Annotated in this window: 27 protein-coding genes and 1 tRNA gene; 8 read left to right on the forward strand and 20 right to left on the reverse strand. The window is 66.9% G+C overall.

Annotated features, from left to right (window positions below; all coding sequences use genetic code 11):
- Nucleotides 1-74: 74 nt before the first annotated feature.
- Entirely contained in the window at nt 75-623 is a 549-nt protein-coding gene (locus F7R26_RS19310) for a GbsR/MarR family transcriptional regulator (RefSeq protein ID WP_150991189.1), read from the reverse strand.
- 78 nt (nt 624-701) lie between these two features.
- Nucleotides 702-1,316, reverse strand: coding sequence for an HD domain-containing protein (locus tag F7R26_RS19315; protein ID WP_043350459.1), 615 nt, complete (start codon nt 1,314-1,316; stop codon nt 702-704).
- 150 nt (nt 1,317-1,466) lie between these two features.
- Between F7R26_RS19315 and F7R26_RS19320 the strand changes: the two genes are divergently transcribed.
- The 4 genes from F7R26_RS19320 to F7R26_RS19335 all read left to right on the forward strand — a co-directional run bounded on the left by F7R26_RS19320 (nt 1,467) and on the right by F7R26_RS19335 (nt 5,074).
- Complete coding sequence (locus tag F7R26_RS19320) at nt 1,467-1,886, forward strand: GNAT family acetyltransferase (protein ID WP_150991191.1); 420 nt, start codon at nt 1,467-1,469, stop codon at nt 1,884-1,886.
- Between the two features lie 27 nt (nt 1,887-1,913).
- On the forward strand, nt 1,914-2,327 hold the full coding sequence (locus tag F7R26_RS19325; protein WP_150991193.1) for a VOC family protein: 414 nt from the start codon (nt 1,914-1,916) through the stop codon (nt 2,325-2,327).
- A gap of 140 nt (nt 2,328-2,467) precedes the next feature.
- Nucleotides 2,468-3,715: an MFS transporter gene (locus F7R26_RS19330; protein WP_150991195.1), complete on the forward strand. Its 1,248-nt coding sequence runs from the start codon at nt 2,468-2,470 to the stop codon at nt 3,713-3,715.
- Nucleotides 3,716-3,952: 237 nt separating this feature from the next.
- On the forward strand, nt 3,953-5,074 hold the full coding sequence (locus F7R26_RS19335; RefSeq protein WP_150991229.1) for an MFS transporter: 1,122 nt from the start codon (nt 3,953-3,955) through the stop codon (nt 5,072-5,074).
- A gap of 15 nt (nt 5,075-5,089) precedes the next feature.
- Here F7R26_RS19335 and F7R26_RS19340 read toward each other — a convergent pair whose 3' ends face one another.
- Entirely contained in the window at nt 5,090-5,983 is an 894-nt protein-coding gene (locus F7R26_RS19340; protein ID WP_150991197.1) for a DODA-type extradiol aromatic ring-opening family dioxygenase, read from the reverse strand.
- A 311-nt stretch (nt 5,984-6,294) separates the two neighbouring features.
- Between F7R26_RS19340 and F7R26_RS19345 the strand changes: the two genes are divergently transcribed.
- Together F7R26_RS19345 and F7R26_RS19350 are read left to right on the forward strand one after the other, a co-directional pair.
- Nucleotides 6,295-6,648 carry a hypothetical protein gene (locus F7R26_RS19345; RefSeq protein ID WP_150991199.1) on the forward strand — a complete coding sequence of 118 codons (354 nt, stop codon included), beginning with the start codon at nt 6,295-6,297 and terminating at the stop codon, nt 6,646-6,648.
- Between the two features lie 218 nt (nt 6,649-6,866).
- Nucleotides 6,867-8,183 carry an MFS transporter gene (locus tag F7R26_RS19350; RefSeq protein ID WP_144409859.1) on the forward strand — a complete coding sequence of 439 codons (1,317 nt, stop codon included), beginning with the start codon at nt 6,867-6,869 and terminating at the stop codon, nt 8,181-8,183.
- Nucleotides 8,184-8,246: 63 nt separating this feature from the next.
- Here the strand turns inward: F7R26_RS19350 and F7R26_RS41045 are convergent, their stop codons facing one another.
- Together F7R26_RS41045 and F7R26_RS19355 are read right to left on the reverse strand one after the other, a co-directional pair.
- On the reverse strand, nt 8,247-8,378 hold the full coding sequence (locus tag F7R26_RS41045) for a DUF3999 domain-containing protein (protein ID WP_241754368.1): 132 nt from the start codon (nt 8,376-8,378) through the stop codon (nt 8,247-8,249).
- 150 nt (nt 8,379-8,528) lie between these two features.
- The gene (locus F7R26_RS19355) at nt 8,529-8,882 is read right to left on the reverse strand and encodes a DUF2314 domain-containing protein (RefSeq protein WP_150991201.1); all 354 of its coding nucleotides are present in this window, start codon (nt 8,880-8,882) and stop codon (nt 8,529-8,531) included.
- A 123-nt stretch (nt 8,883-9,005) separates the two neighbouring features.
- Between F7R26_RS19355 and F7R26_RS19360 the strand changes: the two genes are divergently transcribed.
- Both F7R26_RS19360 and F7R26_RS41050 read left to right on the forward strand, forming a co-directional pair.
- Nucleotides 9,006-9,698: a DNA-3-methyladenine glycosylase I gene (locus F7R26_RS19360; RefSeq protein ID WP_241754369.1), complete on the forward strand. Its 693-nt coding sequence runs from the start codon at nt 9,006-9,008 to the stop codon at nt 9,696-9,698.
- Between the two features lie 656 nt (nt 9,699-10,354).
- Entirely contained in the window at nt 10,355-10,732 is a 378-nt protein-coding gene (locus F7R26_RS41050) for a hypothetical protein (RefSeq protein WP_241754370.1), read from the forward strand.
- A gap of 161 nt (nt 10,733-10,893) precedes the next feature.
- On the opposite strand, the gene F7R26_RS19370 is transcribed toward F7R26_RS41050, so the two are convergent.
- The 15 genes from F7R26_RS19370 to F7R26_RS19440 all read right to left on the reverse strand — a co-directional run bounded on the left by F7R26_RS19370 (nt 10,894) and on the right by F7R26_RS19440 (nt 22,868).
- A tRNA-Ala gene (locus F7R26_RS19370) sits at nt 10,894-10,969 on the reverse strand.
- 40 nt (nt 10,970-11,009) lie between these two features.
- A complete protein-coding gene (gene soxB, locus F7R26_RS19375; RefSeq protein ID WP_150991203.1) occupies nt 11,010-12,731 on the reverse strand; it encodes a thiosulfohydrolase SoxB in 1,722 nt (573 codons plus the stop codon).
- A gap of 105 nt (nt 12,732-12,836) precedes the next feature.
- The gene (locus F7R26_RS19380) at nt 12,837-13,343 is read right to left on the reverse strand and encodes a TlpA family protein disulfide reductase (protein ID WP_416351289.1); all 507 of its coding nucleotides are present in this window, start codon (nt 13,341-13,343) and stop codon (nt 12,837-12,839) included.
- A gap of 24 nt (nt 13,344-13,367) precedes the next feature.
- Nucleotides 13,368-14,012, reverse strand: coding sequence for a sulfur oxidation c-type cytochrome SoxX (gene soxX, locus F7R26_RS19385; protein ID WP_150991233.1), 645 nt, complete (start codon nt 14,010-14,012; stop codon nt 13,368-13,370).
- A 65-nt stretch (nt 14,013-14,077) separates the two neighbouring features.
- Nucleotides 14,078-14,902 (reverse strand): sulfur oxidation c-type cytochrome SoxA, encoded by an 825-nt coding sequence (gene soxA / locus F7R26_RS19390; protein ID WP_150991207.1) that lies wholly within the window; start codon nt 14,900-14,902, stop codon nt 14,078-14,080.
- 135 nt (nt 14,903-15,037) lie between these two features.
- Complete coding sequence (locus F7R26_RS19395; RefSeq protein WP_150991209.1) at nt 15,038-15,493, reverse strand: DsrE family protein; 456 nt, start codon at nt 15,491-15,493, stop codon at nt 15,038-15,040.
- A 130-nt stretch (nt 15,494-15,623) separates the two neighbouring features.
- Nucleotides 15,624-15,935: a thiosulfate oxidation carrier complex protein SoxZ gene (gene soxZ / locus F7R26_RS19400; RefSeq protein WP_150991211.1), complete on the reverse strand. Its 312-nt coding sequence runs from the start codon at nt 15,933-15,935 to the stop codon at nt 15,624-15,626.
- A 63-nt stretch (nt 15,936-15,998) separates the two neighbouring features.
- A complete protein-coding gene (gene soxY, locus F7R26_RS19405) occupies nt 15,999-16,454 on the reverse strand; it encodes a thiosulfate oxidation carrier protein SoxY (RefSeq protein ID WP_043350495.1) in 456 nt (151 codons plus the stop codon).
- 170 nt (nt 16,455-16,624) lie between these two features.
- Nucleotides 16,625-16,954, reverse strand: coding sequence for a c-type cytochrome (locus tag F7R26_RS19410; protein ID WP_150991213.1), 330 nt, complete (start codon nt 16,952-16,954; stop codon nt 16,625-16,627).
- A gap of 127 nt (nt 16,955-17,081) precedes the next feature.
- Nucleotides 17,082-18,065 (reverse strand): c-type cytochrome, encoded by a 984-nt coding sequence (locus tag F7R26_RS19415; RefSeq protein ID WP_416351339.1) that lies wholly within the window; start codon nt 18,063-18,065, stop codon nt 17,082-17,084.
- A 64-nt stretch (nt 18,066-18,129) separates the two neighbouring features.
- Nucleotides 18,130-19,494 (reverse strand): sulfite dehydrogenase, encoded by a 1,365-nt coding sequence (soxC, locus tag F7R26_RS19420; RefSeq protein WP_150991217.1) that lies wholly within the window; start codon nt 19,492-19,494, stop codon nt 18,130-18,132.
- Nucleotides 19,495-19,584: 90 nt separating this feature from the next.
- The gene (locus F7R26_RS19425; protein WP_150991219.1) at nt 19,585-20,007 is read right to left on the reverse strand and encodes an ArsR/SmtB family transcription factor; all 423 of its coding nucleotides are present in this window, start codon (nt 20,005-20,007) and stop codon (nt 19,585-19,587) included.
- A 195-nt stretch (nt 20,008-20,202) separates the two neighbouring features.
- Entirely contained in the window at nt 20,203-21,465 is a 1,263-nt protein-coding gene (locus F7R26_RS19430; RefSeq protein ID WP_150991221.1) for an NAD(P)/FAD-dependent oxidoreductase, read from the reverse strand.
- 28 nt (nt 21,466-21,493) lie between these two features.
- Nucleotides 21,494-21,832, reverse strand: a complete 339-nt coding sequence (locus F7R26_RS19435; protein WP_193692094.1) for a c-type cytochrome — start codon at nt 21,830-21,832, stop codon at nt 21,494-21,496.
- A 196-nt stretch (nt 21,833-22,028) separates the two neighbouring features.
- Nucleotides 22,029-22,868, reverse strand: coding sequence for a BON domain-containing protein (locus tag F7R26_RS19440; protein WP_150993554.1), 840 nt, complete (start codon nt 22,866-22,868; stop codon nt 22,029-22,031).
- Nucleotides 22,869-22,922: the final 54 nt, after the last annotated feature.

Here is a 22,922-nt window from a genome sequence, read left to right on the forward strand (position 1 = left end):
ATTAATTTCTGTCTTAAGAGAAATATATGGTCAAAAAAAGCGGCCACCGCGGCGGCCTGCTTTTCATGCCTGTGCTACTTGCCGGCTTCGCGGGCGCGCTGGTCGCCACGTACCAGCTTCTGGATGCGCGCGCCGAGCTTCATCACCTTGACCAGGGTATCGGGTGACAGGCGCAGCATTTCGTCGCCCCAGCTGCCCAGCGTCTCCATCAGCTGCAAGGTGGCGATGATGCGCTTTTGCACTTCCTTGCTCTCCTTGGCGAACGCGGGATTGTTCACGCATTCGTGCAAGGCATCGATAGTGGGATCGAACTCGCGCTGCTTGCGCTCGCGTACCACGGTGCGGAACAGGTCCCAAACATCCGTGATGGTCTCGAAGTGATCGCGCCGGTCGCCCATCATGTGCACGGTGCGGATCAGCTTCCAGTTCTGCAGCTCCTTCAGGCTGTTGCTGACGTTGGAGCGTGCGACGTTGAGCGTGTCGGCGATTTCCTCGGCCGGCAGCGGATGCTCGGCAAGGAACAGCAGGGCGTGAATCTGCGCGACGGTGCGATTGACGCCCCACTTTGAGCCCATTTCGCCCCAGTGCAGGACGAAGCGTTGTGCGACTGGTTGAAGTTCCATGCCTGACAGTTTATCTGTTCGGAAATTTCCGTCAAGACAGAAATTCAACTTCCTGCAGTCAACCTGTGGCGGCCAGGTTCAGGCCGGCTGCGCCAGCGTGCTCTCGTTCTCCTTCACGTACATCGAGTTGCGCGGACGCGCGAACACGCGCCGCACCATCGGCTCGAAAAACGACAGCGGCAGCGTGTCGTAGTCCTGCATGAAGGCCGCGCCGTCGTACTTGGCGCAGAACTCCGCGGTGCGCTCGAACAGCGCCGGCTGGTCGCGGAATTGCTCGCGCAGGTTGCGGTCCAGGCCCAGGTGATGGAAGAAGTAGTAGCCCTGGAACACGCCGTGCTTCTCCACCATCCACAGGTTCTCCGGGCTGACGAAGGGCTTGAGGATGGCGGCGGCGATGTCGGGATGGTTGAAGCTGCCAAGCGTGTCGCCGATATCGTGCAGCAGCGCGCATACCACGTACTCCTCGTCGCGCCCGTCGCGATGGGCCAGCGTGGCGGTCTGCAGGCAGTGGGTCAGGCGGTCGATGGGAAAGCCGCCGCAGTCGCCGTCGAGCAGCCGCAGGTGATCGAGCACGCGGTCGGCCAGCGCCTGCGCAAAGGGCATGAACTCGGCGGATATCGCTGCCCAGTCCTCGCGCGTGCCTTGTTCCATGTGGCTGAAGGTGGCGCGGGCGTGCGTGGTCGTTTCGCTCATTGTGGGGTCTCCGTGCAGGGTGATCCTGCTTGTTTTGCTTGTGATGAACAACGATTGAACAAACATTGAGCAACGATTCTGGCACAGGTTTGGCGGCTACACTGTCAAGAACTTAACATTGCCGCCGCATGCCGCGGCGCATCAATCCGCATGCAGATCCGCCCTTACCTGGCCGCCGACGAAGCCGCCATCATCGACCTCTGGCAAGCCTGCGGCCTGACCCGGCCGTGGAACGACCCGAAGAAGGACATTGCCCGCAAGCTGACCGAGCAGCCCGAGCTGTTCCTGGTGGGCGAAGTGGAGGGCCGCCCGGTGGCATCGGCCATGGTCGGCTTTGACGGCCATCGCGGCTGGGTCTACTACCTGGCGGTGCACCCGGATCACCAGCGCCGCGACTACGGCCGCCGCCTGATGGCGCACGCCGAGCAGTTGCTGATCGAGCGCGGCTGCCCCAAGATCAACCTGCTGGTGCGCACTGGCAACAGCAAGGTCATCGACTTCTACCGCAGCCTCGGGTACGCGCAGGACGAGGCGGTCAGCCTGGGCAAGCGGCTGATTCCGGATATCTGAGCGCTGGGAGCGCAGGGAGTATTGGCCATGTTCCGCATCCTCGGCATCGATCACCTTGTCCTGCGTACCGGCAACGTGACGGCGCTCATGCGCTTCTATGTGGACGTGCTTGGCTGCAGCGTCGAACGTGTGCAGGCGGAGTTCGGCCTGATCCAGTTACGCGCGGGCGGCGGGCTGATCGACCTGGTCGCGTTGGACGGCCCGCTGGGCCGTGCCGGCGGCGCCGGGCCGGGCAGGGAGGGCCGCAACCTCGACCATTTCTGCCTGCGCCTCGATCCGTTCGATGCCGATGCGATCGGCGCCCACTTGCGCGCGCACGGCGTGGAGCCGGGTCCCGTGGCGATGCGCTTCGGCGCAGAAGGCAAAGGCCCGTCGATCTACGTGCACGACCCGGACGGCAATATGGTGGAGCTCAAAGGGCCGCCTACGGGTCAACAATAGCCGCCAGGTCATGTGACGCAAGGTGGGCATTCCGCCTGGATGCCCGCTACAATTCCCGTTCACCCCCTCGCTGCCCAGCGCGCCATCCGCCTCCTCACGGCGGCCATCGCGCGGTGGTACATACCGCGTCCAGGCGCGCCATGACACGACAAGACGCCTCACCCGGCCCACGCGCCATCTCGCCACGCCAGCTGGTCTGGACCCTTGGCATCACCGAAACGATTTCCTGGGGCACGCTGTATTTCGCCTTCACCGTGTTCATCGGGCCGATGAGCGCGACGCTGGGCTACTCCAAGCCCTTCCTTGCCGGCGGCTATTCGCTCGGGCTGCTGGTCTGGGCGATGTGCTCGTTCGCGGTGGGCCGCCTGCTCGACCGCGTGCCGGCGCGCGCCGTGATGTGCACGGGCTCCGTGCTGGCCGGCAGCGGCCTGCTGCTGTGGGCGTGGAGCCCGAACCAGGCGGCCTTCCTGCTGATGTGGATACCGATCGGGCTGGCCATGGCGACCACGCTGTACGAGCCCGCCTTCGTCGTGCTGCGCCAGGCCTTTGGCGATGGCTACCAGAAGTCCATCGTCACCGTGACGCTGATGGCGGGCTTTGCCAGCACCATCTTCGTGCCGCTGGCGCAATGGCTGGTGCTGCACCTGGGCTGGCGCGAGACGCTGCTGTGCTTCGCCGGGCTCAACCTCTTCGTCTGCGCGCCCTTGCACGCCCGCCTGCGCTATGCGGCGCATGCCACCTACGCGGCCGCGCCGGCGCCGGCGCCACTGGCGGATGCCGCGCAACCGGGCATCGCCGGGATCGCACTGCGCCAGCCGGTGTTCTGGGCGGTGGTGCTGGCCTTCACCGCGCTGGCGGTGATTGCCTCGCTGCTGGGTGCCCACCTGATCCCGATGCTGACCGAAAAGGGCTTGCCGCTGGGCGAGCAACTGGTGGTTGCGGCGCTGATCGGCCCGGCGCAGGTGCTCGGCCGCCTGGTGATGATGCGTTTTCCCGTGCGCCACCCGCTGCGGCTGTCGCTGCCGGTCTATCTGGTGATGTGCCTGGGCCTGCTGTGCTTTGCGCTCGGCTATGGCAAATGGCTGATGGTGGCGGCGGTGCTGTACGGCTGCGCCAACGGCATCAACACCATGCTGCGCGCCATGGCCATGCCGGAACTGATTTCGCGCCACCATTACGCCACCCTCAACGGCCTGATGATGACGCCGGTGCTGCTGATGCAAGCCGCCGCGCCCTGGCTGGGCGCATTGCTGTGGCGCGCCGCGGGCGGCTACTGGCTGATGCTGTGGGTAATGGTGGCGCTGGCGCTGATGGCGCTGGCGGCTTTCGGCTTTGCCCTGCACCGGCGCGGGCTGCTGCGCACGGCCAGCCACACTGCGGCGGCGTAGCCGGCCACGCCGCCGGTCATGCGCCCGACGCACCGATGTGCGACGATGCAGGGCTCGATTACCCTGCCGCGCCCGCCAGGCCACCTCCCGCGCCGTCCGGCGCGGCCGGCCGTGCCTGCCGCCCATATGCCCGATTCCGCTTCCCCCAACCTGACCCAGCCGCCCTCCCCCTCCTGCGCAACACCCGCCGCCGCGCCGGTCAGCGCGCGGCGCGTGGAACATGCCGCGCGCGCCACCATGGCCCTGTTCTTTGTCAACGGCGCCACCTTTGCCACCTGGGGCGTGCACATCCCCACCATCAAGGCACGCTTCGGCTTGTCGGATGCGGTGCTGTCGCTGGCCATGCTGGCCGTGGCCGGGGGCGCCATCGCGGCGATGGGGCCGGTGGGGCGCTGGGTGGGGCGCGTGGGCAGCGCAGCCGCTTGCCGGCGCAGCGGGCTGGTCTACGCCCTGGCTACCGTGGCCATCCTGGCCATGCCGGAGTTTGCGTTGCTGATCCTGGCGCTGATCGCCTTCGGCATGGCCAACGCGGCCTTCGACGTGGGCATGAACGCGCAGGCCGCCACGGTGGAGGCCAGCCGCGCGCGGCCCATCATGTCCGCGCTGCACGGCATGTTCAGCCTGGGCGGCATGGCGGGCGCGGCGGTTGGCGGCGTGCTGCTGGGCCTGGGCGTGCCGCCGCTGGCGCACGCCCTCGGCATGGCGGTGCTGACCGCGGCGGTCACGGCGGGCGTGGCACCCTGGCTGCTGGACGACCATCCCGTGCCGCCACCTTCCGCGCATCACCGCGCGCACGCGGTGCGCGCGCTCTGGCTGCTGGGCCTGATGGCGTTCCTGGGCCTGGTTGGCGAGGGTGCGATGTATGACTGGTCCAGCGTCTACATGCGCGAAGTGGCGCTGGCGCCGGACGCCTGGATCAGCGCCGGCTATGCCGCCTTCTCCGGTGGCATGGCCTGCGGCCGCTTTGGCGGCGACCGCCTGCGCGCGCGCTGGTCGGACGCGCGCACGCTCGGCGCCAGCGCCTGGGTGGCATTCGTGGGGATCCTGCTGGCGCTGTTGTGGCCCGCGCCGGCGGCGACCCTGGTCGGCTTCGCGCTGATGGGCCTGGGCGCGGCCAACATGGTGCCGATTTTCTTCGTGGCGGCGTCGCGCCTGCCGGGCGTGGCGCCGGCCGAAGCCATTTCGCGCGTGGCGCGCTTTGCCTATATCGGCCTGCTGATGGGGCCGGTGATGATTGGCGGCGTGGCCCATGTCACCAGCCTGCAATACGGCCTGGGGGTGGTTGCTCTCACCATGGGCTGGATCGCCTTGGCGGGCGCGCGCCTGGCGCGCCCTTACCTTTTGGCGCGCAAGGCGTGATGCCCGGGGGCTGGCTCAGGCCGCCTCGCTCAACGCCGGAACATGGCGCGTGCCGGCTCCTTCGAACACGAAGGTGTCCATCGCCAGCACGCCATAAGTGACCTCATCGGCCACGCGTGCCACGCCGACTGGCGCCTGCTCGGCGGGCACGCCTTCGTGCGGGCCCAGCGCCGCGCCCAGCGCCACGAAGAACGGCAGCAAATGCTCGTCGGCGGGATGGGCGCGGCGCGCATACGGCGCCTGCGCGCGATAGTCCGCAATGCGCGTGGTGTCGCCGGTAGCCAGCGCATCGTCCAGCGCCTGGATCATCCAGCCGCGGAATGCCTCCACATAGGGCTCGACGGGCGAGCCGTGCTGCTCGCGCCGGCCCCCAGCACCGAAGACTTCCTGCAGGTTGTGGGTAAAGCTGCCCGAGCCCAGCACCAGCACGCCCTCGTCGCGCAGCGGTGCCAGCGCGCGGCCGATCTCGATCTGGGCTGCGGGGTGGAGATAGGGGTTCAGGGCCAGCTGCACCACCGGGATGTCGGCATCCGGGAAGAAATGCCGCATCGGCATCCAGGCGCCGTGGTCCAGCGGGCGCTCATCGTCTTGTAGCACTACCGCGGCGCCGGGGACCTGCGCGGCCTCGACCAGCGCCTTGACGCGAGCGGCCAGCGCCGGCGAGCCCGGGGCGTCGTAGCGCAGTTCGTACAGCGCGCGCGGAAAGCCGCCGAAGTCGTGCCACGCCTCCTGCCGCTCGCGAGTGCCGACCACCAGGGTGCTGTAGATCCAGTGCGCCGAGACGACCAGCACGGCGCGCGGCTTGCGTGCCCTCAGCACTTGGCCGAGGGCGTCGAAGGCGGCGCCGCTCGGGCCTGGCTCGAGGGCAAGCATGGGCGAACCGTGGGAGATGTAGATGGCGGGAAGCATGATGACGGCCTTCAAGTCCTTTTGATAGCAGTGTTCAGTTTGACAAAACTGCCCTGCCCCTGCGCCACCCATTTGCGGACACCTCCATCAAAAAACTTGAATTCACGCGGCGCTACCGCACTTTCCACCACCGCACGCACACCCTGCCCACCCTGCAAGCGTGGGGTGCACCACACAACGCTTTAAAGATTCGGACACGCAGCGGGCAATCGGCTTATGATTCCAGCACGGGGTCCGGTCCAGCTTTGCGCGGCGCAACGCGTCGTCCGCGCGGGTCCGGTCAAACCCCGCATGACTGGATACGACGCGCCATGAAGCGTGTCAGGTTGGAGAACACCGTGGTCAAGCGCACAGCCCACAGGCCCTTGCTGCCCCATGCGAACTGGTGGCAGCCAGGCGTGTATGCAAGCGGACCGGCTGTGCTCCTCTGGATCGCCGCCCGCCTTCCCGCCCCCTTGCTGGTCGATGTATTCAACGCGCCTGGCGCCCCGGCGCTGCTCAACCATGTGGGCGATTCCGTGTTCGTGGCCGGGTGGGTCGGCAGCGCCCTGTGGCTGTGGCTCACGCGCCAGCGGCCGGATGCGCCGGAGCCGCAACAAGACGCCGGCCCGGGCGAGGCGCCCGACGCCCGCAGCGCGCGCCAGCATCACGCCAGCCGGCCCTGAATCCGGTCGTCGCGCGCCCTGGGCGCCGGGCATGCGCATGCGTGCTTCACGTGGAACATTCCACGGGGCGCTGGCCACACAGCCGGCCATGCGGACCTGACTCCACACGCTGCCATCCTGCTGGCTAATTAAAGAATCGCTTACTATTCTGCCTTTCAGAGTGCATGCCCGGTTTCGGGGCAGGCCTCCCGCCGATTTCTCACCGCATCAAACGCCACATGCAAGCCAACGCTGCAATACCTCAAGTCCACGAAATATCCAAAGCCCAACGACGAAAGGCCATCCTCGCCGCCACCATCGGCAACGGCCTGGAGTGGTTCGACTTCACTGTCTACAGCTTCTTTGCGCTGATCATTGCCAAGCTGTTCTTCCCCACCGGCAATGACCTCACGTCTTTCCTGCTGACCGTCGCCACCTTCGGCGTGGGCTTTTTCATGCGCCCGGTCGGCGCCATCGTGCTCGGCGTCTACGCCGACCGCGTCGGCCGCAAGGCAGCGCTGACCCTGACCATCCTGATGATGGCACTCGGCACCGCCATCATCGGCCTGGCGCCCACCTATTCGTCGATCGGCCTGTGGGCACCGGCGCTGATCGTGCTGGCCCGGCTGATCCAGGGCTTCTCGGCCGGCGGCGAGGTTGGCGGCGCCACCGCCTTCCTGATCGAGCACGCGCCCGACGAGGAGCGCGGCGCCTACGCGAGCTGGCAGCAGGCCAGCCAGGGCATTTCCTTCATGCTGGGCGCTGCCATGGGCGCGCTGGTGATCAACGGCCTGGAGCCGGAGCAGATCGATGCCTGGGGCTGGCGCATCCCGTTCCTGTTCGGCCTGCTGATCGGCCCGGTCGGGATGTATATCCGCTCGCACCTGGAGGAGCCGCCCGCCTTTGAAGCCCGCCGCGCCGAACGCGCTGCCAGCAAGGTCAAGTTCTCGCCGCTCACGCAGGTGCTGCGCGACCATCCGCGCGAAGTGCTGGCCGGCCTGGGCGTGACCATCCTGTGGACGGTCTGCACCTATGTGCTGGTGTTCTACATGCCGTCGTACGCCAAGCAGCAGCTCGGCCTGCCCCTGGGCGCCACCTTCCAGTCGACCGCACTATGCGGCGCCATCATCCTGGTGCTATGCCCGCTGATGGGCATGCTGTCCGACCGCGTGGGCCGCAAGCGCATGCTGGGCACCGTGGCGCTGATCATCGGCGTGCTGGCCTATCCGCTGTTCCACTGGCTCAACGTCTCGCCGACCACCCAGACCCTGCTGATGGTCCAGGTGATCCTGGGCATCCTGCTGGCGGCCTTCACCGGCCCGGCGCCGGCCGTGCTGGCCGAGCAGTTCCCCACCGAGGTGCGCTCCACCGGCCTGTCGCTGGCCTACAACTTCGCCGTGACCATCTTCGGCGGCTTTGCCCCGCTGATCGTGACCTGGCTGATCGCATCGAGCGGCAGCAAGCTGGCGCCGGCCTACTACGTGATTGCCGCGGCCGCGATCAGCTTTGTCGCGCTGCTGTTCATGCACGACCGTACCGGCAAGCCCCTGCAGTAATACCGCCAGACGTCGCATTGGAATGAAAAAGGCCAGCCGCAAGGTTGGCCTTTTTCTTTGCGCTCAGTCCGGCGGCGGCTGCTGCGCGCCCAGTACCCGCAGCAGCCGCCAGGCCATCAAGCGCAGCACGCCGACCGCCTGCAGCAGCGCACCCCACAGGATAAAGCGCCGGTTGCGCTGGGTGTCCAAAGGCACGGCCGTTGGTGCGGATACTGCGTTTGCCGGCACCCGTAACCGCCTGCACCATGCGTGTCCAGTGCAACGCCAGGGCGACATTTCCAGGCGATTCCAGGCGCTTCCGGGCGCTTCCAGTCGATATGCGCCGGCTGGGCGCTTGACCGGGGGTTATTCTTCTTCGCCCTCTTTATGGATATTGATCACATGCCGCGCCTCGAACCAGAGCGGCATGCCGGGCGCCATTTCCTCCGTGCAATAGGGCTGGTTGTCCAGCTCGCCGCTGTAGAGATCGCCTTCGCGCCCGGTCACGATCACCCACATGCGTTCCACGTGCTGCTCCTCGCGGTCCTGCTCGTCGGCGGTGACGATGCGAAAGATCAGCTTCACCAGCTGGCCGGCCTGCAAGGCCTGGCGCTCTGCCAGTGCCGGCACCCAGAACGTCTCGGGGTGCGCCTCGCCAATGACCTCGCCGTCGTCGAGCTGCCAGCCGTCTTCTTCGATGGTCGCCAGTCGTTTTTCCATGTCAGTCCTCTTAATCAATTCGTCCTTTACGGGCGGCATCGTAGCAAATGCGCCCCGAGGCCGCGCGGGCGCGACATGCAGCGCGAGTCGCTTTAAGATGGCAAATCGAAGGAGAACGCACCCATGGCAGCAGATAGCGACGTGACAAAAAAAGCGGCACCGAAAGCAGCGAAGAAAGCGGCGCCACCGGCGACAAACATCGTGGCGGACACGGAGCGCCAGCGCTGCAGCTGGTGCGGCACGCTGGAAGACTACTGCCACTACCACGACAACGAATGGGGCTTTCCCGTCGACGACGACCGGCGCCTGTTCGAGAAGCTATGTCTGGAAGGTTTCCAGGCAGGCCTGAGCTGGCTCACCATCCTGCGCAAGCGCGAGGCGTTTCGCCGCGCCTTCGCCAACTTCGAGATTGAAAAGGTGGCTCGCTTTGGCGAACGCGATATCCAGCGGCTGCTGGGCGACGCCGGCATCGTGCGGCACCGCGGCAAGATCGAGGCGGCGATCAACAACGCGCAGCGCGCCCTGGAACTGCTGGAAACGGAGCCGTCGCTGGCCGCGTACTTCTGGCGCTTCGAGCCCGATCCGGCCAGCCGCCCCAAGCTGCTGACGCCGGAAGTGCTGCGCACCATGGCCATTTCGCCGGAATCCACCGCGCTGTCCAAGGACCTGAAGAAACGCGGCTGGCGCTTTGTCGGCCCCACCACGATGTACGCGCTGATGCAGGCCATGGGCCTGGTCAACGATCACCGGGAAGGCTGTGCAACGCGAGAGGAAGCCTTGCTCGCAAGGCAAGCGTTCAAGGTGCCGGGAAGGTGAGGTAAACGTCGGGCAGGCGATGGCAGCATGCGACTGCAGCACGTATACCTGCTGGCAAGGATGCCCGCTCAGGTATACGTGCCAAGCGCTGCAACAAATGCGGGCAACGTATACGTCCGGCGCAATGGTTGCCTTATGTCTTTCTTTATTGTTTACGTATACCAATATAGTAGTAGTAGGTAAACGGCCCGTTTTTCCGTGGATAAGCCGGTTTTTCCCTTTCCGCTCAATGACTTGCGGATGGGATAAGCCCTAGGGAATACCCTGATCTCGCGGGATATCTACCGGACGTATACGTGGCGAGAAAAAACCGCCTCGAAGTTGTTCGTATACGCCCCACAACCCACCCCCAGCCGGGGCACAGCTTTCCTGCCTGCTTATCCCCAGGTTTTTGCCAGGTTATCCACAGCCCGGCCGGGGTAAACGCCTCCCGCTTTCATTGATCGCATGTTGTGTCCCGCCCAACCGCGGCTAGCCTGCGTGTCTGTCGTTCTCCAACAGGTTTACCCGAAAAAGTGGCGACGCCGGCGCTATTGGCGCCGCCATGCGGGTGGCATGGTCCATGCGGTTAAGGATTCAGAGCGCGGCGCCGATGCTCGTTTCCTTCCACGTTCCCACCGTCCCACCCGGAGCCATCGCTCCTTTGGAGAACCGTCATGAAGATCAACCGCCATGAACAACGAGAGAGCCAGCCCTGCTCGCGCATGCAGGCAGCGAGGCGAACCCTGCGCCGAGGTGTCCTGTTGATGCGCGTGTTCGCGCTATGTGCGAACAGCATCGCCTATGCCCAACCCCCCGCACCACCCCAGTCATTGGTCACGCCAGAGCAGACGTTTGCGCAGGGTTACCTCGAGGCCGTCTCCACTGGCTATGACAACGGCCAGGCGCTGCTGGGATCCGAGGGCATCGCACCTGTGCGGTTGCCGCATTCGCCTACCACGCAGATCAGGCCGTCCCCGGCGCCGTCCACACCGGCACCCACGGCCGCAAATCCATCGGTGGTCCCGGTTTCGCAGAAGACGCGCCGCGAGTAACCGCGGTGAGCGGTGAAAACGACGTGCGCCCTGTGGGCGCATTGCGCCATCACGCCGTCAGCCCGCCGCAGCGTCTGCATGCGTATCAGGGAAAGCCGTACTCCAAAACAAAAAACGCACTACGTCGTTAAACGTAGTGCGTTGTCTCGTACTGCGAATCCTGGTGGACCGAAGGAGGATCGAACTCCCGACCTCTGCATTGCGAACGCAGCGCTCTCCCAGCTGAGCTATCGGCCCGTGACGGACGATTGTAGCTCAGTTTTTCGCGGCTGTTCAATCACGTTGCCATGCCTGCGTTGCCGGTCATGCCGCGCACGGTCGGCAGGTTCAACGGGCGGGCGGTGACCTCGCCGGAGGCGCGCAGCCACTGGGCCATCAGGTCCCAGATCGGCGGGCTGCCGCTCTGGCGGGCGTCTTCGGAGACGGGTGCCCAGCCGGCTACCTTGTAGGTCTTGGCCGCGTCGATGGGCTGGCCCTTGAGACGCATTTCGGTGATGCGCTTTCCCATCGAAGCGGTGGGGTCGATGGTGTATTGCAGGCCGCCCACGCGCACCATGTCGCCGCCTTGCTGGTAGTAGGGGTCGGGGTTGAACAGATTGTCGGCCACGTCTTCGAGGATGGTCTTGATGGTCTCGCCGCTCATCGCGGTGACGGTGGTGTGGGGATACGTGATGGCGGTCTGGTCCATCAGGTGTTCCATGGTGATGGCCTGCCCCGGCAGCAGCGTGGTGCCCCAGCGAAAGCCCGGCGAGAAGGCGATTTCGGCGCCCTGCACGTCCATCAGGCCGTCCAGGATCAACTGGTCGAACGTGCCGTTGAAGTTGCCGCGGCGATATAGCAGGCCGCTGTTGCGCGCCAGCACTTCGCCGAGTTGCTTCTCGTAAGGTGCGCGCACCTTGGCGATCAGCGCGTCCATGGCGGGATCGGCGGCGAGGTAGTTGGCGAAGACCGGCAGCAGGCGGTAGCGAAAGCCGCTGACCTTGCCGCCCCTGACGTCGAAGTCGAGCACGCCGAGGAACTTGCCGTTGGAGCCGGCGTTGGTGACCAGCGTGGTGCCCCCGGCGTTGCCGACTGGCACCGGCGCGGGCATGCCGTCGTGCGTGTGGCCGCCGAGGATAGCGTCGAGCCCGCGCACGCGCGAGGCGAGCTTGAGGTCCACGTCCATGCCGTTGTGCGACAGCAGCACGACCACCTGTGCGCCCTTGCCGCGCGCCTGGTCGATGACCTGCTGCAGGTTTTCTTCCTGGATGCCGAAGGTCCAGTCGGGCGTGAAGTAGCGCGGGTTGGCGATCGGCGTGTAGGGGAATGCCTGGCCGATGATGGCCACCGGCACGCCGTTCATCTCGCGGATCACGTAGGGGTCGAAGACGGGATCGCCGAAGTCGTTGGTCTTGATGTTCTGCGCGAGGAAGGCGACCTTGCCCTTGAAGTCGCGCTCGACGATCTCGGTGACGCGCTCGGCGCCGAGCGTCATCTCCCAGTGCGGGGTCATCACGTCCACGCCCAGCGCCAGCGCGGCGTCGACCATGTCCTGCCCGCGCGTCCACAGCGCGGTGGCGGAACCCTGCCAGGTGTCGCCGCCGTCGAGCAGCAGCGCGCCGGGCCGCCCGGCCTTGAGCTGCTTGACCAGCGTGGCGAGGTGGGCGAAGCCGCCAACCTTGCCGTAGCGGCGCGCGGCTTCGGTGAAATCGAGATAGGTGAAGGCGTGGGCCTGCGCGCTGCCCGGGGCGATGCCGTAGTGGCGCAGGAAGGCCTGCCCGACGAGGTGCGGCGGCTTGCCCGCGTAGTCGCCCACGCCGAGGTTGACGTTGGGCTCGCGGAAATGCAGCGGGCGCAGCTGTGCGTGGCAATCGGTGAAATGCAGCAGGTGCACATTGCCGAAGCGCGGCACGTCATAGAGCTTGCCGGCGGCCTGCGCGGCTTGCGCGTCGGTGGCGGGAAAGGCCATGCCGCCGGCGCCGGCGATAGCCAGCACCTGCAGGAACTCGCGTCGGTTCATTGTCTCGTCCTGTGCATGTCATGTGCCGGTGTCTGGCTCTTGCGACCCGGCATCTTGTGGCCAATGTGGCCGATGTGGTTGATGCGGCCGATACGGCCGATACGGCTACTTCTGCGTTGGCGTGGCGTACCTGGCCAGCGCCGCGACTTCCTCTTCCAGCATCTCGCCGACCTCCTTCTGCACGACCTTGCCGTGGGCGTCGATCACATACAGCTCGGGCAGGCCGCGGCGCTTGCCGAGCGCGGCGCGCAGCGCCGGCGTGTCCATCGCGGCCGGGAAGGTGTAGCTGTGCTTCGCGATGTAGGCGGTGGCGTCGCGGGGGTCCTTGTCGATGCTGACCGCAAGCACTTGCAGCCCGCCGCGTGCGCCGCCGGTGCTGTCAAAGAGTTTTTGCAGGCGCGGGTTCTGCAGCGCGCAGAAGGGGCACCACGATGCCCAGACTTCCACCACCAGCGGCCTGCCGGCCAGGTCGGCGGGTGTCAGGACCCGGCCGTCGAGCAACTGCACTGGCGGCAGGCGCACGGTGTCGCCTACCTCCAGCGCGGCGGCAGCGCCGCTCCAGGCCAGTAAGGCAAGCAGCAGCACGCGCGCGCGCCGGAGGGAGCCTGCCATGCGGCTGGGTGTCATCGCGCAGCCTTACTGGTTGACCGGCGAGGCCGGGTCCAGCAGCAGCGCCATCACGTCGCGGATCTGCTGCTCGGTGAGGATGCCCTTGTGCCCGAAGCGCGGCATGTTGGAGCAGGCCGCGAACGCGCTGGAATCCCAGATCTTGCCCCAGGTGTACTTGAGCACCGCCTCGGAGTCGCCGCGCAGCTTGCCGTACTGGTACAGCGACGGGCCGATATTGCCAAACGAGATCTCGGCCTTGGTCATCTGGTGGCAGGCATAGCAGTTGGCGCCGTTGGGGCTGCCGACCGCGTCGGAGAACTGCATGCCGCGCCCGTTCTGGGCGGTCTTCTCGCCTTCCTTCCAGTCGCCCAGCCATTGCTTGTCGGCGGGGTACTTGATCTGCTTGAACTCGGCGGCCTCGATCTTCTTCGCCACCGCGGCCGGCACCTTGGAGCGGTCGGGGTAATCGCTGCAAGCCTTCTGCATGGCGTCGCGATCGAGCACGCCTTCGACCGTGGCCGGGCCCTTGGAGGTGAAGGAGCTTTCGATCAGCTTCTTCATGTCGGCGTCGCTGACGGCGGCGACCTTGGCGCTGGCGTTCGCAGGCTTTGTGGCCTTGGCCGGCTTGGCGCTGTCTTCCGCGTGAGCCATGCCACCCATGCAGGCCAGCATGGCGAACGTGGCCAGCGTGCCTTGTGCGTATTTATGCGCTTGTTTCATCTCTGCTCTCCCTTGCCTCAGCGCTTCATGGCCGGACCGTCGTACGTGCCGCCGTTTGCGTTCCTGGCGAGGAACAGGCTCAGCGCGGTGATCACGTCGGAGCCATAGGCGGGTTCGGGAAAGCGCTGCTGGCGCAGGCAGTCATAGAGGCGGTGCTGCATCGAGCGTACCTCGCCCTGCGAGACACGATAGGCGGGCCACGTGGTGTAGGCGGCTTGCGCGCCTTGCTTGGTCAGCAGGTTGGGCAGTTCTTGCAGGCGGATGCGCTGGCCGTCCACGGCGTGGCAGGTGGCGCAGGCGAAGTCGTAGGCGCCGCCACGGTAGAAGAACATCTTCTGGCCGAGGGCGTACACGCGTTTTTCTTCGGGATGGTTCAGCTCCACGTTCATCTTGATGCCGCGCGACTCGCCGGCCACGAAGGCCACCAGGCGCTCGATGTCGGAGGGCTTGCCGGTGGAGGCGAAGGGATTCTTCAGCGCCTCTTCCTGGGTCAGGCCCTGCAGCGTCACGCGGCAGTAGGCCAGGCGTTGCTCCAGGTCCATCACGCGCCCGGTGTCCTTGAACAGGCGCGGCAACTCGGCGTAGGCGCCCTTGGTCACGCCGGGGCCTTTGCCCAGGTCGCATTGCTCGAGCGAGGCGTTCTTGGGGCCGGCAGGCTTTTTCCAGAGTTCCTCGCCGGCGGCTTCCCACAGTTCTGCGGGGTTGCCCTCGGCGAGCATCTGCCGGTACTTGGCGATTTCCTCGGCGGTGCTGCCCTGGGCGTGCACCGCCGCGGCGGCAAGCGCCACGGTGCCGGCCAGCGCCAGCGCGGCGCCGGTGTGGCGGCGTCTGATCGTTTTCATGGGGCTTCTCCTCGGGGCCTCGGAGCCTGCCGCCGTGTGGCGCCAGGCCGCGCGGGCCCATCTTATGGCTTGTCTTCCCGTTATCGGCGCCCGGTGCGGGCCGGCTCTTGCGCGGGTGCTGCTTACAACCTGTATTTACGGCTTGATATAGGCAAAGCCTTCATCGAACTGCAGTTTGGCCACTTCCACCACGCCAGCCTGTACCACCTTGGCTTCCATCAGCAGGCTGGACTCGGGAATCTTGCGCGCCATGAGCGTATTGCGGCAAACGCGGAACTCGACGCCGGAACTGGCCAGCGCGCCGACCGCCGCCTCGAAGGTATTGCCGCGTGCGTCACGCGCGCCTTCCACGATGAAGTCCACGCCGTAGCCAAACGCCACTACCACGATCTTGGTATCCGGCGCGGCGTTCAGGTGGTTGCGCAGGTTAGCCATGGCGCGCACCGCCTGGTCCGTGCCTTCGGACAACTGGTAGACCACCTTGACGCGCCCGCCCTTGCCGGCAGCCACCGGCGCCGCTTGCGCCGCCGCCTTGGCAGTCAAGCCGATCGCCGCCAGCGCCGCCGTTGCTCGAATAAATGCTCGCCGCATGATTGCCATCCTTCCGGTCGCGCCCCCGCGCGCACCATGCGCCGGCCCGGGCCCGACATTCGACCTGAACCATAGCAGAGGATGCCGTTGCCCGCTCGGCCAGGCCGGTACTGACCCGTACCCGGTCCGATCAGGAAATGGTCGCTTCGTCGGTCCGCTTGTCGCCGCGGTTGTCGACCCAGGTCACCGTGACCTTGTCGCCCTTGGCGCCGCCCTTGAACTTGAAGTTCAGGAAGGGATCCTTGGATACCGCCGGGCCGAACTGGGCCTGGAATACGTCCTTGCCTTTGCACTGCGCCGTCACGCTCTGGATATGCCAGGCGGGAATGATCTTGCCGGACGCGTCCTTGCGCTGGCCGGTTTCCATGTCGTGCTTCATCAGGATCTTGACGTCGACCACACCGCCGCTCTCGGCGGCACGTACGCGCATCGGGTCTGCCATGTTCTTTCCTCTTTCAGGTAATGGTGGGGCGGGAAATCCGCTTGGGTGGATGGGAGCGAGGCCTCAGCCGCCGCAGCCACCCAGCGTCACCTTGATTTCCTTGGACGCCACGTACCATTTGCCGCCGGCCTTGACGGCGGCGTACACCATCGAGGTCTGGCCCATCTTCACCCGCGTGGAGACGAAGGGCTCGGTGCCGGCCGGGATGATGAAATCCGCAGCCAGCGTGTTGGGGTTTTTTTCCACCAGGATGGCGATCTGCTCGGTGCCAGGGATGTTGCTGGTCACGGCGACCGGCACCACGGCGCCGTTCTCGGCGATGTCGGGGGCGGTAAAGACAATGGCGGTGCTCTTCTCGGTACCGCTGCCGCCAAACGCCTTGATGACGTCGGCCACGCTCTTGCCGTCGAAGGCGGTCTTGTTCCACTCCGCCGCCTGCGCCTTGCTGATCAGGCCGGTGGCGGCCATCAGTGCGAGCACGGAGGTGACCCGCAATACGTCTCGTCGTTTTGAATGCATTGTTTCCTCTTCTCCTGCGTTTTCCGTTCCGGCTTGGTTTTCTGTTGGCCTGCCGCGCCTTTTTCGCGCCGCAGCGGGCGGTGCATTGCCGCCCTCGCACAGGGGCGCCTGCGGCGCCCCTTTGGTCCCGAAGCCGTAACCGGTCCGGGCAGGGCTTGCCCTGGCTGTGCTTACTTGGCCGGGGCGCCTGCCAGCACCCACTCCACGACCGTCTTCAGGTCGGCGTCGCTCAATGCGGCATTGGCGGGCATCGGCACGGGGCCCCAGACGCCAGCACCACCACTCTTGACCTTCTTGGTCAGCGTTGCCAGCGCGTTCTTGTCGCCCTTGTACTTGGCCGCCACGTCCTTGTAGGCCGGGCCAACCAGCTTCTTGTCGACCTGGTGGCAGCCCATGCAGGCGTTCTTGTTGGCGATTTCCTGGGCCTTGGCGGCATCGACTGCAGCGTTGGCCGAGGCGGCGCAAGCCAGCATCAGCGTTGCGATGACAAACTGCTTCATGGATATGCTCCGAACTTTGAAGAGCCGTGGGGACGGCGAAAAGCCCGCTCGCTGCCAGTGTTGCCTGTCGGCACGGCCGGCGCGGCGGCGCGCTGGCCGCGCCACGGGGCATGGGGCGGCCAGTCCGCTATTTTGCCTCAAGAATCCATCCCACCACGGTGCGCAGGTCGGAATCGGGAATCTGCGCCTGAGGCGGCATCGGCATGCTGCCCCAGGCGCCCTGCCCGCCCGCCCGGATCTTGTGGGCGAGCGCGTCCTGCGCATCCTGCCCCTTGTACTTGCGCGCGACCTCGGCAAAGCTCGGGCCGACCAGCTTGCGATCGGTGGCGTGGCAGGCCATGCACTGGTACTGGCTGGCCAGCTTCGCACCCGCCGTCTCGCCGGGGGTGGCCGGGGTTGCCGGGGCGGCGGCGGGAGCGCTGGCGCCACCGCCGGCAGCCCAGCCGCGTGTGGGCCCTACGGTGCGTTGTTGCGCCGCCAGGTCGCCGTGGGCATCGCGGGCATAGGCCGGCATGGTCGACACGATCTTGACCGTGGGCGTGCAATCCTTCATGCACGCCGTATTGCGCGTATCCGCCTGGCCTCGCCCGGGCCACAGGCCGTGCTGCAGGGTCATGCCATTGCGGTTCGGCATTTTTTTCTGCACCTCGGCGATATTGCCATCCGACAGCGTGAAGTCCGCCGGCACGATATCGCCCAGGTTGAGCAGGTAGGCCGTGACGGCATAGACGTCGTCGGCGGACAAGCTCCGGGGCGCGTTCCACGGCATCGCACGGTGGATGTAGTCCCACAGGGTGCTGACCGTGCTGACCTTCATCAGCGTGGTGCGGTATGGCTGGTTGCCGGTCAGCGAGGCCACCCGGCCACGCCGGATATCCTCGGCGCTGGTGCCGCCGACGATGGGTGAGAACACCTCGTTGGACTCACCGAAGTCGCCATGGCACGAGGCGCATTTGCCGTCCCAGATTGTTTGTCCCTGCGACACCGTGCCGCTGCCCTTGGGCAGGCCCCGGAAGTCGGGGCGCACATCGATATCCCAGGCCTTGACCTCGGCCGGAGTGGCAGTGCGTCCGAGCGCCGCACGCGCACTGTCAGCCGGAGCGGCGGCCATCGCCACCTGCGCGCATAGCGCGGCGGCACAGGCGAGTATTGCCGCGCGCCCGGCATCGGGCAAGTTAGTCAACGTGGACATTGGAGACCTCGCCGCCATCGGCCACCTGCCAGCTCTGGATGGCGTTGTTGTGATAGATCGAGCGCGCACCCCGCACCGCGCGCAGTTGCGCCAGGCGGGGCTGCACGTAGCCGGTCTCGTCGATGGCGCGGCTCTGCAGGATGGCGGGGGAGCCGTCCCACACCCAGTCCAGGTTGAAGCGCGTCAGGCATTTGGACAGCACAGGCGTTTCCAGCCTTGCGGTGCGCCAGTTGCGCCCGCCGTCGACGGACACGTCGACGCGTTTCACGCGCCCACGCCCGGACCACGCCAGCCCGCTGATGTTGTAGAAGCCGCGCCCCACCAGCTGTTGCCCGCCGGAGGGCGTGGTGATGACGGACTTGCACTCCTGGATCGAGGTGTACTGGCGCAGCATGCCGTCGGGCATCATGTCCACGTAGTGCACGGTTTCGTCCTTGGTGTTCCACGGCTGGTCGCCGAGCTCCAGCCGGCGCAGCCACTTGACCCACGACACGCCCTGCACGCCGGGCACCACCAGCCGCAGCGGGTAGCCGTTTTCGGGGCGCAGCATCTCGCCGTTCATGCCCCAGGCGACGATGATCTCGTCGGCCAGCGCCATCGGGATGGTGCGGGTCATGCCTGAACCGTCGCCGCCCTCGGCCAGCAGATAGTGCCCGCGCTTGAAGTCCGCGCCGGCATCGTCGAGCAGGACTTTGAGCGGCACGCCGGTGAACTCGCAGCACGACAGCATGCCGTGGGTGTATTGCACCGTGGGCACCGCCACGTTGCCCCACTCCATGCCGGTATTGGCCCCGCACTCGATGAAGTGCATGCGCGACACCGCGGGCAGGCGCATCAGGTCGTCCATGGTGTAGACGCGTGGCGCCTTCACCAGGCCGTTGATCATCAGGCGGTGGCGGGCCGGATCGATGTCTTGCCAGCCTTGATGATGCCGCTCGAAATGCAGGCCGTTGGGCGTGATGATGCCGAAGAAGCCTTGCAGCGGGGCAAAGGATACCGAGGCCGCCGATACCCGCGTCAGGCCTGGCGACTCGCGGCGCACCAGGTTTTTCTCGAACGGTGACGGCTGGCCGTAGGGATGCGCGGCAACCGGCTGGCCGAGCGTGGTGGCCCAGGGCTGCGGGGTGAGGATGGCGTCGTCGCCGGCAGCGCCATCCGCTGCGCGGGCCCGGCCGGCAACGCCGGCGGCCAGCGCGGCTGCGGCGCCCAGGAAGCTCTTGCGCAGGAAGTCGCGGCGAGGGCTGTCGGACGCGCCTACGCCATGCTGCGTGATGTCCTGCTGCAGCGAGGCGCTGACGAAATGCTCCGGCGCACGCACGATGCGCCCGGGGCGGTTCTGTTCCGGCACTGCGGTCTCCTCCGGCTCGCGCGTGCGGCGCCAGCGGCACCGTCGGCGAACCTGTTATGGGTCAGCGCCCGCGCAAGCGCACGGCTGCCGTCAAACCTTGGTGCGAGCGTTGCTGCGCCGGCGCGGTGCCGGGGTGGCCTGCGGCATGAAGCGATCGACCATGCTGGCTGGCAAAGCGTTGTCTTCCAGCCGGCTGGCGACCTGCACGCAGACCGTGCGGCACAGCTCGATCACGCTCTCGTCCTCGATGGCGTAGAACACGAGGTTGGCCTCCTTGCGGCGCGACAGCACGCCCGCGCGGTACATCGCGGTGAGATGGCGCGACACATTGGTCTGCGACGATCCCACCGTCTCCACCACGGTGCCCACCGGCTTCTCGCCATCGCACAGGGCGTGCAGGATCTTCAGCCTGGTGGGCTCTGCCAGCAGGCTGAAATACCCCGACACTTTCTCGAACACGCGATCCATCTCATCCATGCCGTTCAATATATTCGTATATGCGTAATTGCGCATATAGTGTTTACCCCTTCGCATAGCCGAAGCCGCTGAACGGGCCATAGCCGCGCGCCATGGCGAAGGCTGTCTCTCCCTCTCCCCTCAGGGGGAGAGGGCCGGGGAGAGGGGTGGCTTAGCCAGGAACCACTTGAAGCGAGGCCCGTGGTGTTTTCCAGCACGACCACGCAGATCGTGACTGCCGCAGACTACCTTTCAGCTCAGCATGTCGGCCCAGATGGCATCCGCCCATGCCTGCGCATAGGTGCCTTCCAGCGCGTTCGGCGCCGCCGACAGCCCGCCCGACCCGGGCACCGTGACCATGGTCTTCTGCGCGGCATCGTAGCGATGCACGCTGGCGACATGGATGGCTTCGCGCTCGGAGGTGAAGCTGTAGCAGGTGTTGTTGTACAGCGGCTCGGGGTTGGGCGCGTGGCCGGCTAGCAGCGACACGATGGCGGCGGCCGCCACCTTGCCATGCTGGTTGGCCATATGGCCCGACTTGGGCATCAGCGGCGCAATCTGGATGGCATCGCCCAGCACGTGGATATTGGGCGCGGCCTTGGATTCGAAGGTGAGGAAATCGACCTCGCACCAGCGGCCGTTGGCAGTGGCCAGCCCGCTTGCAACGGCGATGGCCCCGGCCCGCTGCGGCGGCAGCAGGTTGAGCACATCGGCGCGCTCGTCGTCCTGCACCTCGAACTTGAGCGTGCGGGTGACGGGGTCCACATCGACGGCGTTGTACTGCGGCCGGTACTCGACCATGCCCTGGTAGCGCGTGGCCCAGACCTGCTTGAACAGCGCTGCCTTGGAGGTGACGTCGGGATTGGCGTCAAGGATCAGCACCTTGCTGCGCGGCTTGGCCCGGGTGAAATAGTCCGCGACCAGGCAGGCGCGCTCATAGGGGCCGGGCGGGCAGCGATAGGGCGCCAGCGGAATGCCGATGACGAAGGTGCCGCCGTCGCGCATGGCCTCCAGCTGGTGGCGCAGGCCCACCGTTTGCGGGCCGGCCTTCCAGGCGTGCAGGATCTGGTCGCCGCCGGGCTGGGCAAGGCCCGGGATCTCGCCGGAGAGCACGTCCACGCCGGGCGAGAGCACCAGCTTATCGTAAGCGAGCGTGCCGCCGCCCGCCAGGCGTACCTCGCGGCGCGCGGCGTCGATCGCGCTGACATGGTCGCGCACGACCTTGACGCCGTGGCGCTTTGCCAGCGCATCGTAGGACAAGGTGATGTCGTCGATGCGCTTTGCGCCGGCAAGCACCAGGTTGGACAGCGGGCAGGACACGAAGCTGGCGTTGGGCTCGACCAGTGTGACCTCGATGCCCTGGGCGCTCCATTCGCGCAGGTAGCGCGCGGCAGTGGCGCCGCCATAACCGCCGCCCACCACCACCACCTTTGCCTTGCGGGTCGCGGCCCGCGCGCCGAGCGTGCCGAACATGGCCGTGCCGGCCAGCGCGCCGAGAAACTCACGTCGTTGCATCTGGAAATCTCCTTGCCGGGTTGCAGGGTTAGCGCACGGCGGCGAACCAGCCCGCGATAGCCTCGATCTGCTGGTCGCTGTAGCCCTTGGCGATCTGCTGCATCACGGTGGCTTCACGCTTGCCTTGCTTGAAGTCCTGCAACTGGCGGACCAGCTCGGATTGGCTGCGCCCGGCGAGTGCGGGCACCACGCTGCCCGCAGGCGCGCGGCCGGCCGGGCCGTGGCAGCCGGCGCAGGCGGCGGCCCAGTTGCGCGCCTGCAGCGCGGTGGCGTCGGGGGCCTGCGCGCGCGCGCAGGCTGGCAAGGCCAGCAGCGTCAGCGCAACTAGCGCCGCCGTCAGGGCAGCGGGTGTGGGGGTCTGGTTCATGGTGTTCGCTCCGGGGTCGCGCCGCGAGGGCGTGCCAACCCTAGCACAGCGCAGCGCGCGCATGTGATGCGAAATCCGCAGATCGATCTGCGCCGGCTGCTGTCAGGCGCGGGCGGCGGCCGGCAGCAGCCGGCAGAGTCGGCGGGCGCTGCGCGAAAGGCGGGAGCCTGGCGGGCCGCCTTTCGCGCCCGGCCGTTCAGGGCAGGTTACGGCCGGGCGGCAACGCCACCGGCGAGGCAACGGGCGATGCCACCGGGCTGGTCGTGGCGCCGCTGGCCGCGTCGGGCGCGGCTTGGGCGGGCGCCGACTGTGCCGGTGCTGGCGTACCCGGCGTGGCGGGCGCCGTGTCTGCCGGCGCGGTCCGCCCGGTGGCGGCAGCGTCGAGCCTGGCCGCCTCGGCTTCGGTCACATAGTCGAAGGCCTTGACCACCTTGACCACGCCGCTGGCATTGCGCGCCACATCGGTGGCGCGCTCGCCCTCGGGCGGCGTGACCACGCCGAGCAGGTAGACGACGCCCTTCTCGGTGACGATCTTGATCGAGTTCGAGGGCACGCCATCGGCAGTGACCAGCATGGTCTTGACCTTGCTGGTGATAAAGGTGTCCTGGCTTTGGGTGGCAAACGACGGCGACGGGACGATCTCGAGCTCGTTGACCACCTCGCGCGCATTGGACAGGCCCTTTACGTATTGCTCGATCTGCTGCTTGACCGTGTTGTCCTTGGCTTCGCCGGTCAGCAGCACCTTGCGGTTGAAGACCGTCACGCTCACGCGGGCCTGGCCGTTGTAGCGCGAGTTCAAGGTGTTCTCGGCTTCGAGCTGCAGGCCGCGGTCGATGGTCTGGGTAGCGGTGGGCCGGCGGTCGGTGGCCATGGTCACGCCGCTGGCCATGCCGGCAGCGATGACCGGAAAGCAGCCGGCGAGCTGCGTGGCCGCGACGGTCAGGGCCGCCATCATGGCGGCGGTGCGGGCCAGGCGTGGCAGGTGCCCGGTCAGCCGGGCGGCGCGGGATTCACGCGGGTTGGGCAGAGTCGTCATGCGGTCCTTGCTGAAAGCGGTGAGGCAAAAAAACGGTGTTGGCAAAAGGCGGCA

The organism is Cupriavidus basilensis, from assembly GCF_008801925.2.
GTDB classification, from domain to species: Bacteria; Pseudomonadota; Gammaproteobacteria; order Burkholderiales; family Burkholderiaceae; genus Cupriavidus; species Cupriavidus basilensis.